Source organism: Enterococcus canintestini (genome assembly GCF_001885735.1).
Taxonomy (GTDB): Bacteria; Bacillota; Bacilli; order Lactobacillales; family Enterococcaceae; genus Enterococcus_C; species Enterococcus_C canintestini.
In genome coordinates this window covers 1-12259 of record NZ_JXKG01000014.1, presented here as the reverse complement: position 1 = coordinate 12259, position 12259 = coordinate 1, and the positions used below count along the sequence as shown (strand labels likewise).

Sequence of the window (12259 nt, the reverse complement as noted above, 5' to 3'; positions counted from 1 at the left end):
GAAATTGAATTTTTATGTTTTTTAAAGAAAAAGTCAGGCACACTATAAAAAACGTCAAGCTAAAGAGGTGAAAAGATGAAGACAGAAAGTACAAAGGATAATAAAAATCAAATGCAAAAAATGATGCAAGGAGCTTTTGTACTAACTGTCGCTTCTTTTATCGCCAAAGTTTTAAGTGCGATTTATCGCGTGCCGTTACAAAATTTAGTGGGCGATCAAGGCTTTTATGTATACCAACAAGTCTATCCAATTTACGGCTTAGCCATGACGCTAGCGTTATCAGGTTTACCCCAGTTTATCTCCAAATATATCGCGGAAATTAACAGCATAAAGCTACAGAAAACAGCGATTCAAAAATTAATTCCGGTTGTCTTTTATTGTGGTGTGATTTTATGGGGCGGGACCTTTTTTGGCGCAGAGATTATTGCCGCTCTTATGGGTAATAATCTTTTGGCACCTTTAATTCGGGTAGTCTCCTTTACTTTTTTACTAATGCCTTTTTTAGCCTTTTATCGCGGTAACTTCCAAGGTCAACTTCAAATGGTACCAAGTGCCGTTTCACAAGTGGCAGAACAGTTTGTGCGTGTCGGTGTAATCATTGCTGCAGCCTTATTGTTTCAAGATGGCTTTTTAGATGTGTATGAAACGGGAACTGTCGCAATGAGTGGCGCTGTCGCAGGCGGATTGGGTGCGGTGATACTGTTAGTTTATTACCAAAAGAAAATCAGTGGTGTCAGTTTGAACCTATTAAAAGATTTTCACTTTGGTAAAGTGGACAAAAAATTACTGCGCCGTTTTGTCATTGAAGGCGGCTTGTTGTCGATTTATACGGGCTTTTTAATTTTATTTCAATTAATTGACTCTTTTGTGATTGCAAATGAGTTACAAACGTTTGGGCTTAACACACAAGCAGCTCAAGTTGCTAAGGGTGTTTATGATAGAGGGCAACCCATGGTACAATTAGGCTTAGTGGTGGCGGCTGCCTTAAGTTCAACATTCTTACCAGCATTAACCAAATATTTAGTAGCGCGTAACGAGCGCCTCTTTCAAAATTCAGCTAAAATCTATTTGCGTCTAACGACAAGTATTTCTCTGGCTGCTTCATTTGGGTTAGCACTAGTGATGCCTTCTTTAAACTATGCATTATTTAAAGATCAAGCGGGAAATGACGTCTTACAAGTTTTTGTTTTTTCGGTCTTTTTAATGGCCGTAATTCAAGCCTATCAAGCTGTCGCTCAAAGTCAAAATCATTTCCGTCCGGCTTTAAAAGCAGCTGTTTTAGGTTTAGTCGTCAAATTGGGCACGACCATTATTTTAACAGCTTCAATGGGCACTTTAGGCGCAAGTTTAGGTACTCTTTTGGGCTTGGCGGCGACGTTGTGGCGTTTAATTAAAGCAGAAAATCAAAAGATTAATCTATTTTGGAAAGAACGGGCATTTATTAAAATTATTTGTAAGTGTCTATTGGTTATGAGTGGGGCAGTGATGCTCTTTTATTTGGGTGTAGCTTTCTTAGGTGGCTTTAATACGCGTTTTGGTGCGCTTTTTGTCACGTTACTGGCAGTTGTGGTGGGCGGTTTTGCTTTTCTAAAAGCTGCGATAAAATTTGATCTTTTCACCTTAAGAGAGTGGCTTTTACTGCCTTTTGGTAAAAAATTATTACAATTAAAAAAATAAACGAAAAAATTTTGTGGGAAGAAGATGAGGAAAAAGTTATGCGTTTAGACAAATTTTTAAAAATTTCACGAATCATTAAACGGCGTTCTGTCGCCAAAGAAGTTGCAGATAAAGGCCGTATTCAAGTAAATGGCAAGTTAGCAAAATCTTCTAGTACGGTAAAAGTTGGCGATATTTTAAAAATTGGTTTTGGTAATAAAACTTTAGAAATTAAAGTCTTGGAATTACACGAATCAACTAAAAAAGAAGATGCTGCACAAATGTATGAAATTATAAGCGAAACAAGAATTGAAAATGTCTAGAAATTCATTAGACAAGCCTAGTTTAAGTTGCTATAATTAATTTTGGATTATCCATTTTGCTAAGGTATGAGAAGGGGCGTGACAGACGTGATAAATGGCCGCGATAAAAATGTTGAACAGCTTGATAACGAGTATGTCAAAAAACAAATCGCTAAATATCAAGAACAACATCGTCAAGTGGTTTTTAAACGTCGTCGGTTAACGTTGCTTTTAACAATTACTTGCTTAATTTTTATTTTTGTAGGCTTTCAACTTTTTTCAGATCATCAACGACTGGTGAAGTTAGAAGAAATTAAACAAGAGGCTGTAGCTGATAATAAAGTCGTCTCAGATAATGTTTCACAACTAAAAAAAGAGGTGGCATTATTAAAAGATGAAGACTACGTAGCAAAACTTGCCCGTAGCCGTTTTTACTACTCGAAAGATGGTGAGAAAGTTTATCCAATTGCCGGCCAAAATCAAAATACAAACGAGCAAGAAGATGCCAAAGTGGAAAAAGCCATCGATCGTACTAATGGGTCATCTACTGCTGAAGAGTAGTAAATATAAATTTCAGGTTTAAACTAGGAGGAACAATTCTTTTATGTCAATCGAAGTAGGAGCTAAGCTGCAAGGAAAAGTGTCGGGGATTACCAATTTTGGTGCTTTTATTGATTTGGGCAACCGTAAAACTGGTTTGGTGCATATCAGTGAAGTATCAGATGGCTTTGTAAAAGATATTAATGATGTCTTAAAAGTCGGTGATGAAGTAACGGTGTTGGTAACATCTGTGGGGGATGACGGCAAGATTGGTTTATCCATTCGGAAAGCTTTAGATAAACCACAAACAGAGAAAAAAGAATTCAAAAAAGAACCAAATCGTCGTCCAGCTCCTAAGAAGCCATTTTCTAAAGGGCCAAGTGCAAACGCCAATAAAAAAGAAGACTTCGATTCATTAATGAGTTCGTTTTTAAAAGATAGTGATGATCGCCTATCTTCACTACGACGTAACACAGAAGGCAAACGTGGTGGTCGTGGCGGCCGTCGCAGTTAATTTTTAGTTAAAAGCTGTACCGCCAATCTGGCTGTGCAGCTTTTCTTATTTTATTTATGATTTTATATCTTTTTTGTAATTGCTTTTTGACAAGAATGAAAAGTTTTTCTTCAATTAGCAAATAGACACTTTTTAGTGGGGTTTATTTAAAGGGTGAATTTTGTAAATATAAAGGAGTCAAAGATGGAAAGAGAATTTGAACAACTAGGCAATAAGAACAGCTTTTGGCAACAAGGCAGTAGAATTTTATTGGCGGTTTCTGGTGGGGCGGATTCTTTTGTTCTTTTGCGGCTGATGGAAAAGATGCGCATAAAATATGATTTTTTCATCGGGGTGGCCCATATCAATCATCAACTAAGGCCAAGTTCAACTAAAGAAGCGCAAGATTTGGCTCAGTATTGCCAAGAACATGCGATTGCTTTTTATGAACGCAAATGGGAAGATGTTCCCCATGCGGGCGTTGAAGAGGCAGCCCGGACTTTTCGCTATGCTTTTTTTGAAGAACTGATGCAAGATTATTATTTTGATACACTGATGACAGCCCACCATGCGGATGATCAATTAGAGACAATGTTAATGAAGATGATTCGTGATGGTCAATTAAAAAACGCAATGGGAATTAAAATGCGCCAGGCTTTTGCTGGAGGAAAATTAATTCGTCCATTATTATCTTTTAGTAAAGAAGAAATTTATAGTTATGCTAGCTTAGAAAACTTGCCTTATTTTGAAGACGAAAGTAACTACTATTTAGATGTCCAACGCAATCGACTCCGCCAACAAGTGGTGCCTTTGTTGAAAAGTGAAAATCCTCAAATCTTAGCTCATTTCCAACAGTTTTCACAACAGTTAATTTGGGCTGAAGAGATAATTGAAGAAAAGGCGCGCAAGTGGTGTTCTGAATATCTAACCGAGCAAGAAGCGACGATAAGTTTTGCTGTTAAAGATTTTTTGATCTTACCAAAAAGAGAGCGCTATTTTACGTTGCAATATTTAGCCCAAAAAATCAAACGGGAATATGATGTATCCATTAGTGAAGATAATTTACAAAAAATTGTAAAACTACTAGGAGAAGACAAAGCCCAGTGGCAATTAGATATAGCGGCTGGCTGGCGGGTGGTAAAAATGTATGAAAAACTGACGATTGGTAAAAAAATTAGCAATCATAGCGCTAAAACTTTTCATTTTAAAGTAGGTGAGAGTGGTTTTTTATCGGAAAATGAGTGGCTAGCCATTGTGCCAATAACAGAAAAAGTCAATCTTCCCGAAAAAGTCAAACTTTGGTCAGAAATCAGTCAACCTTTGGCATTAAACTTCCCCAATGAGGTGATTATCAGAAAACGAGTTGATGGGGATCGGATCCAACTGACTAAAAGTTTACGCAAAAAGGTTAGTCGGATTTTAATTGATAAAAAAGTCCCAAATGATATCCGCGAGAAAACCTGGGTTATAACCGATGTGAACAATCACGTTTTGGCAGTATTGTCAATTGCTTTTTCTTATTTGAGTATTGCTGTAGAAACTGATAAAATACACTACAGACTGCTTTATAAATACCAATAATCTATCTTTGGTGATAGTAAATAAGGAGACCGATATGTTAGCAAAAGATATTGAAAAAGTGCTTGTAACACGAGAAGAAATCAACGCCCGCTGTAAAGAGCTAGGGGAACAACTCGCTATGGAATATCAGGATAAAAATCCACTTGTGATTGGCGTTTTAAAAGGTTCAATTAATTTTATGGCAGATATTTGTCGTGAAATGGATTGCTATTTGGAATTAGATTTTATGGACGTTTCAAGTTATGGAAATGCAACCGTATCTTCTGGGGAAGTCAAAATTTTAAAAGACTTGGATACAAATGTTGAAGGGCGTGACCTTTTAATTGTCGAAGATATTATCGACAGTGGTCGTACTTTAGCTTACTTGGTGGATTTGTTTAAATACCGCAAAGCCAACTCAGTTAAAATTGTAACCTTGTTAGACAAACCAGAAGGCCGCGTAGTCGATATTGAAGCGGATTATGTTGGCTTTGACGTGCCAAATGAATTTGTCGTCGGCTATGGTTTAGACTACATGGAGCAGTATCGGAACTTGCCTTATGTAGGCGTTTTAAAACCTAGCGTTTATGAATCAAATTAATCCGCTAATTGAAATGACTTGTGATACAATAAAATGGTCAGGATTGATAAAAATCACACAAAAAGTATTTGAAAGACCTTTTTTTATTGGTTAATCGTCGTTTTGAAATAACGTTTTATCATAAAAAAAGCTTTCAATTAATTAAGGAGGGCAAGCATGAACAAAAAAGGTAATAATGGTATGTTAAAAAATACCTTATACTATGTACTCGTGCTTTTGGCCATGATTACGGTGGTTTATTTCTTATTTGGAAATAATAGCCAACAGTCGCCAGATATCGAGTACTCTACTTTCCGTCAACAACTAGCAGACGGCAAAGTGAAGTCGTTTAGTGTACAACCGGTTAATGGAGTGTATAAGATTACCGGGGAATACAAAGACAAACAAAAAGTAGAAAACAACAGTGGGTTAACAGTTTGGGGCGAAACAAGTAGTGAATCAACACACTTTGCCACAACGATTTTACCTAACGACAATACACTAAAAGAAGTTACTGCCCTAGCGGATCAAGAAGACGTGAAAACAGTAATCAAAGAAGAGTCCAATAGTGGTCTTTGGATTTCATTATTAATGACCTTCTTGCCTCTTGTAATCATCATTTTCTTCTTTTATATGATGATGGGACAACAAGGCGGCGGTGGCGGCGGTGGCGGCCGTGTCATGAACTTTGGTAAATCAAAAGCCAAAGAAGCAGATAAAAAAGCTAACCGTGTGCGTTTTTCTGACGTAGCCGGTGCCGAAGAAGAAAAACAAGAATTAGTTGAAGTCGTTGAATTTCTAAAAGATCCACGGCGTTTTGTGGAACTAGGCGCTAGAATTCCAGCAGGGGTATTATTAGAAGGACCTCCCGGAACTGGTAAAACATTACTTGCTAAAGCCGTAGCTGGTGAAGCGGGCGTACCGTTTTATTCTATTTCTGGTTCTGACTTTGTTGAAATGTTCGTCGGTGTTGGGGCATCACGCGTACGTGACTTGTTTGAAACCGCCAAGAAAAATGCACCTGCGATTATCTTTATTGATGAAATCGATGCTGTCGGTCGTCAACGTGGCGCAGGTATGGGGGGCGGTCACGATGAACGTGAACAAACCTTAAACCAATTGTTAGTTGAAATGGATGGTTTTGATGGCAATGAAGGTGTTATCGTTATTGCTGCAACCAACCGTTCTGATGTCTTAGATCCAGCCTTGTTACGTCCAGGTCGTTTTGACCGTCAAATTTTAGTTGGACGTCCTGATGTCAAAGGACGTGAAGCCATTTTACGGGTTCACGCACGGAACAAACCGCTAGCTGACGATGTAGACTTAAAAGTTGTGGCCCAACAAACACCAGGTTTTGCCGGTGCTGATTTGGAAAATGTATTAAATGAAGCAGCTTTAGTGGCAGCTCGTCGTAACAAGAAAAAAATTGATGCTTCCGATGTCGATGAAGCAGAAGACCGCGTCATTGCTGGACCTGCCAAAAAAGACAAAGTCATCAGCAAACGTGAAAGAGAAATGGTGGCTTACCATGAAGCTGGGCATACAATTGTAGGCTTAGTGCTATCTCGTGCGCGTATCGTCCATAAAGTAACGATTATCCCACGTGGCCGCGCTGGTGGTTACATGATCGCTTTACCAAAAGAAGATCAAATGCTAATGACAAAAGACGATATGTTTGAACAAATCGTTGGCCTTTTAGGGGGACGAACAGCAGAAGAAATCATCTTCGGCGTGAAATCTACCGGAGCTTCCAATGACTTTGAACAAGCAACTGGTCTTGCTCGTAGTATGGTAACTGAATATGGTATGAGTGATAAATTAGGTCCTGTTCAATACGAAGGAAACCATCAAGTCTTTGTTGGTCGTGACTATGGTCAGACTAAAGCCTACTCTGAACAAGTGGCTTATGAAATCGACCAAGAAGTACGTCGAATTTTAAACGAAGCACATCAAAAAGCCCATGAAATTATTGAAGCACACCGGGCGCAACATAAATTGATTGCTGAAAAATTATTAGAATATGAAACATTAGATGCCAAAGCGATTAAATCATTGTTTGAAGAAGGCAAAATGCCAGAAGGAACTGAAACAGAAGAATATCCTTCTGAAAAAGCGCAAACCTTCGAAGAAGCAAAACGTGCTTTAGAAGAAAAAGATGCACAAAAACAAGCAGAAGAAAAACAAGATTTCAAAGAAGCGAAAGATTACTTTGATGCTGAGGCTAAAGAAACAAAACTTCATCCTGAAGAAGAAACAAAAGAAGTGCAGGATGAATTAAAAGAAGAAAAAGATGAAACAGATAAAGATGCGTAATCTTTATTAAAAAATAAGACGTGATAGTTTTTGGCTATTGCGTCTTTTTTCATCCTAATTTTGGCGATTAAAACCCTTTAGTCTAAAAACTTTGAAAAGGAGATGTTGTTATGCGTAAGCTTTATATTAAGCAAAAAGTTTTTAGTATCGGCGAAAAATTTAACGTGACCGATGCAAATCAAGAAATGATTTATCACGTTCAAGGCAGCTTTTTGAAGATCCCTAAGCAATTTACGATTTATGATCGAAATGATCAAATTATTGGTGAGATTACTAAAAAAATATTAGCACTTTTGCCCCAATTTACCGTTACAATTGACGGTTACTCTGATATTGTCATCAAAAAAGAATTGACCTTGTTTAAAGCCCGCTATCACATTGAAGTAGAAGGTATTAGTGTACAAGGAAACTGGTGGGATATGGATTTTGAGGTGGTAAAAGACGGCCTGCAAATTGCGGAGATTCATAAACGTTGGGTTTCTTTTGGAGATACTTATGAGGTTACGATTCAAGATGAGCGTTATGAAAAAATGATCATTGCCTTAGTAGTAGCGATTGATTGCGTGAAAGCAGACGATGATGCTACGGCCGCCTCAGCTTCTACTTAATAAGCTAAATTAATAAAGGGACTATGACAAAATTAGGATTTGTTGTAGTCTCTTTTTTATTTGAGTTTTCATACTTTTTTATTAATTCAACCACAGAAAGTTGAAAAAAATGAAACTTCCTTGTATGATTCAAAAATGAATGCAATGTTAGCCGTTGTTGGCTGATCTAAGTGAGAGATTATCTTTAGCTTGTTGCGAATATGAAACGATAAAAGGAGCAAAATCATGAGTGATTATTTAATTAAGGCATTAGCATATGGTGGTTTAGTGCGGGCTTACGCAGTGGATGCTACCCAAACAGTAACAGAAGCGCAAAAACGACACGATACTTGGAATACATCTTCTGCTGCATTAGGCCGAACGTTGGTGGGGAGTTTGTTGCTTGGAGCCACTTTAAAAGGTGATGATAAATTAACCGTCAAAGTAGAAGGCGATGGTCCGGCCGGGGCGATTATTGTTGATAGTAATGGTCATGGGGATGTTAAAGGTTACATTAAAAACCCACATTTGAGTTTGCCTTTAAATGAGGCAGGGAAAATTGATGTCCGCGGAGCAGTCGGCACAAACGGGATGTTCACAGTTATTAAAGACTTAGGTTTAAAAGAACCATTTTCTGGACAAACCCCCATTGTTTCTGGTGAATTAGGTGAGGATTTCACCTACTATTTAGCAGTTTCAGAACAAATTCCTTCAGCGGTGGGCTTAAGTGTATTAGTAGATACTGATGATAGCATTAAAACTGCTGGTGGCTTTATGTTACAAATGATGCCAGGAGCAACTGAAGAAATTGTGACTGCAATTGAAACGAATTTGGCCAATATGCCTAAAGTTTCTGATTTATTAGACGCTGGTAAAAAGCCAGAAGAAATTTTGGATACATTATTGCCGGATACTGATTTAATGATTTTAGAAGAAAAACCGGTCCAATTTAAATGTGATTGCTCAAAAGATAAGTTTGCTGAAGCAATTATTGCGTTAGGGCCAGCTGAAATTGAAGCGATGATTAAAGAAGATCACGGTGCAGAAGCAGTCTGTGCTTTTTGTGGCAATAAATACGAATATACCGAAGCGGATTTAACTGCTTTAATGCAGGAGGCAACAAAATAATGCAAGATCAAACGTGGCAAATTGGAAATATCAAAATTCCTAACCGTGTGGTGGTAGCGCCAATGGCAGGCATTACCAATGCAGCTTTTCGGGTTACCGTCAAAGAATTTGGTGCTGGTTTAGTTGTTTGTGAGATGATTAGTGATCAAGGTATTCATTTTCGCAATAAGAAAACATTGGAGATGCTTTATATTGATGAAAAGGAACATCCTTTAAGTGTACAAATTTTTGGTGGCAATAAAGATTCATTAGTTGAAGCTGCCCAATTTGTCGCAGCAAACACCACGGCAGATATTATTGATATTAATATGGGCTGTCCAGTAAATAAGGTCATTAAAGCAGAAGCTGGAGCCAAGTGGCTGTTAGATCCTAATAAAGTGCATGAAATGGTATCTGCTGTCACAAGTGCAGTAGATATCCCTGTTACAGTTAAGATGCGAATTGGTTGGGATGATGAACATGTTTTTGCAGTGGAAAATGCTAAAGCCGCAGAAGCTGGTGGGGCAGCTGCCATTGCGATGCATGGGCGTACGCGCGTGCAAATGTACGAAGGTAAAGCCAACTGGGATATTTTAAAAGAAGTGAAGAAAAATATCAGCATTCCATTTATGGGAAATGGTGATGTGAAAACACCGCAAGATGCAAAACGAATGCTAGATGAAGTCGGGGCAGACGGTGTGATGATTGGTAGAGCGGCTTTAGGTAATCCCTGGATGATTCACCGAACTGAACGCTATTTAGCAACTGGAGAATTAATCGATGAGCCCACACCGGTTGAAAAAATTGAAACAGCCAAAGTTCACCTGCAACGTTTAGTTGATTTAAAAGGTGAAATGGTGGCAGCTAGAGAGTTTCGCCAACATGCTGCCTATTACTTAAAAGGTATTTCACGAGCGGCTAAAACCAAAGTCGCCATTAACCAAGCTGAAGACCAGGCAACGATTGTAACAATTTTGGATGATTTTATTGCAAAAACAAAAGAGCAAAATCTGGTGGCAAACGCACAGAATTAAAGCTTTTTTTCAAGCCGAAGCTGATTTTCGGCTTGCTTTTTTTTGGTTTCATTGGCATTATAAGGAAGAATAGACTAGAGAGTTATAGTAGCTAGCAGAATCGAAGTTTCATGGCGATGTTTATTAATAGCTACTTCAACTAAAAATCAAGGAGGAAAACGCGTGACTGAGGAACAACAGCAACAAACCCAAGAAGAATTGAACGATCAAATGCTGGTGCGTCGCCAGAAGATGGAAGCACTGCAAGCCGATGGAATCGATCCTTTCGGAAAACGTTTCGAACGCACTCATAATTCCGCAGAACTACATGAAATGTTTGATCAACGGACTAAAGAAGAACTAAGCGAAATGAATTTATCTGCTAGTGTAGCAGGTCGAATGATGACTAAACGAGGCAAAGGTAAAGCTGGTTTTGCCCATTTACAAGACCGCGAAGGCCAAGTGCAAATTTATGTACGTAAAGATGAAGTCGGTGAAGAGGCCTATGAATTATTTAAACATGCTGATTTAGGTGACTTTTATGGTGTTGTAGGTCAAATCATGAAAACTAACACTGGTGAAGTTTCTATTAAAGCGCGTGAATTTATTTTGTTATCAAAAGCGTTGCGTCCTTTACCAGACAAATATCATGGTCTAACCAATGTTGAACAACGTTACCGTCAACGTTATTTGGATTTAGTTTCAAATCGCGAAAGTTTTGAACGTTTTACCAAACGAAGCCAAATTATCAGTGAAATTCGTCGCTATTTAGATGGCTTAGGCTATTTAGAAGTGGAAACGCCTGTTTTACACAATCAAGCCGGCGGTGCTGCTGCACGTCCATTTATTACGCACCATAATGCGTTAGATATGGATTTATATCTACGAATTGCTTTAGAATTACACTTGAAACGTTTAATTGTTGGTGGTATGGAGAAAGTCTATGAAATCGGTCGTGTCTTCCGTAATGAAGGGATCGATACAACCCATAACCCAGAATTTACGATGATTGAAGTCTATACGGCATATACAGATTATCGCGATGTTATGGATTTAACAGAAGGCATCATTCGTAACGCTGCCCAAAAAGTTTTAGGTACAGGCAAAATTAACTATGATGGTCAAGCTATTGATTTGGATACTGAATTCAAACGGATGCACATGCTAGATGCTATTAAGGAACAAACTGGTGTAGATTTCTGGCAAGAAATGTCACTAGAAGATGCCCGTGCTTTAGCAAAAAAACATAATGTTGAGATTACGGATGCAATGGAAGTTGGCCATATTATTAATGAGTTCTTTGAAACATTTGTCGAAGATACTTTAATTCAACCAACGTTCATTTATGGTCATCCAGTTGAAGTATCCCCACTAGCGAAGAAAAATCCAGAAGATGGACGTTTTACTGACCGTTTTGAGTTATTTATTGTCGGTCGTGAATTTGCGAATGCCTTTACTGAATTAAACGACCCAATCGATCAACGGGCTCGTTTTGAAGATCAAGAAAAACAACGAGAAGCTGGCGATGATGAGGCACATGGTGTAGACGAAGACTTCTTAGAAGCTTTAGAATACGGTATGCCGCCAACTGGTGGTTTAGGTATCGGTATTGACCGTTTGGTGATGCTTTTAACCGATGCGCAATCAATTCGTGATGTTTTATTATTCCCAACGATGCGTTAAAAAGTCTAGATGTAGAAAAGCCGATAAATATTGGTTTTTCTACATCTATTTTTTTTGCTTATGAAATGAAAAAATAGCAAGATAATAAAACTGAAAAAGCTTTATTGCCGAATGATTTTGCTAGTATGTCTATACATTAATCGGATATGAAAAAAAGTGAAAAAATATCAATAAAATCGTTGACCTGATAAGATTTAGTTGGTATATTATTACTTGTCCGTTAGCGACGTAGAAATTTAAACGCAGCAAGAAAAAAAGTTTTGAAAAAAACAAAAAAACTTGTTGACAGTCGTCAAAACGACTGGTAAACTAACGAAGTTGCTTAGTGAGCGGCACTTTTATGAAATATCATTTCAAAAAGTTTTTAAAACTTTTTAAAAAAAATAGTTGACAAAAAAAACATCAGCTGATAAGATATAAGAGTT

General features: G+C 37.9%; 11 protein-coding genes. All 11 read left to right on the top strand.

What is annotated here, in order from left to right; translation table 11 throughout:
- The first annotated feature begins 75 nt into the window (after positions 1-75).
- The 11 genes from RU96_RS08815 (at position 76) to lysS (ending at position 11834) form a co-directional block, all read left to right on the top strand.
- The gene (locus RU96_RS08815) at positions 76-1677 is read left to right on the top strand and encodes a putative polysaccharide biosynthesis protein (protein ID WP_071865169.1); all 1602 of its coding nucleotides are present in this window, start codon (positions 76-78) and stop codon (positions 1675-1677) included.
- Between the two features lie 38 nt (positions 1678-1715).
- Positions 1716-1979: an RNA-binding S4 domain-containing protein gene (locus RU96_RS08810; RefSeq protein WP_071865168.1), complete on the top strand. Its 264-nt coding sequence runs from the start codon at positions 1716-1718 to the stop codon at positions 1977-1979.
- Between the two features lie 78 nt (positions 1980-2057).
- Entirely contained in the window at positions 2058-2519 is a 462-nt protein-coding gene (locus tag RU96_RS08805) for an FtsB family cell division protein (protein ID WP_379923959.1), read from the top strand.
- 43 nt (positions 2520-2562) lie between these two features.
- Entirely contained in the window at positions 2563-3012 is a 450-nt protein-coding gene (locus RU96_RS08800; RefSeq protein ID WP_071865166.1) for a S1 domain-containing RNA-binding protein, read from the top strand.
- Between the two features lie 183 nt (positions 3013-3195).
- Positions 3196-4572, top strand: a complete 1377-nt coding sequence (gene tilS / locus RU96_RS08795) for a tRNA lysidine(34) synthetase TilS (RefSeq protein WP_071865165.1) — start codon at positions 3196-3198, stop codon at positions 4570-4572.
- Positions 4573-4606: 34 nt separating this feature from the next.
- On the top strand, positions 4607-5152 hold the full coding sequence (gene hpt, locus RU96_RS08790) for a hypoxanthine phosphoribosyltransferase (protein ID WP_071865164.1): 546 nt from the start codon (positions 4607-4609) through the stop codon (positions 5150-5152).
- A 156-nt stretch (positions 5153-5308) separates the two neighbouring features.
- Positions 5309-7444 (top strand): ATP-dependent zinc metalloprotease FtsH, encoded by a 2136-nt coding sequence (gene ftsH, locus RU96_RS08785; protein ID WP_071865163.1) that lies wholly within the window; start codon positions 5309-5311, stop codon positions 7442-7444.
- 110 nt (positions 7445-7554) lie between these two features.
- On the top strand, positions 7555-8052 hold the full coding sequence (locus RU96_RS08780) for an LURP-one-related/scramblase family protein (RefSeq protein ID WP_071865162.1): 498 nt from the start codon (positions 7555-7557) through the stop codon (positions 8050-8052).
- A 225-nt stretch (positions 8053-8277) separates the two neighbouring features.
- Positions 8278-9159, top strand: a complete 882-nt coding sequence (gene hslO, locus RU96_RS08775; protein ID WP_071865161.1) for an Hsp33 family molecular chaperone HslO — start codon at positions 8278-8280, stop codon at positions 9157-9159.
- Positions 9159-10172 (top strand): tRNA dihydrouridine synthase DusB, encoded by a 1014-nt coding sequence (gene dusB / locus RU96_RS08770; protein ID WP_071865160.1) that lies wholly within the window; start codon positions 9159-9161, stop codon positions 10170-10172. The genes hslO and dusB overlap by 1 nt, the downstream gene beginning before the upstream one ends.
- A 162-nt stretch (positions 10173-10334) precedes the next feature.
- Entirely contained in the window at positions 10335-11834 is a 1500-nt protein-coding gene (gene lysS, locus RU96_RS08765; protein ID WP_071865159.1) for a lysine--tRNA ligase, read from the top strand.
- The last annotated feature ends 425 nt before the right edge of the window (positions 11835-12259 follow it).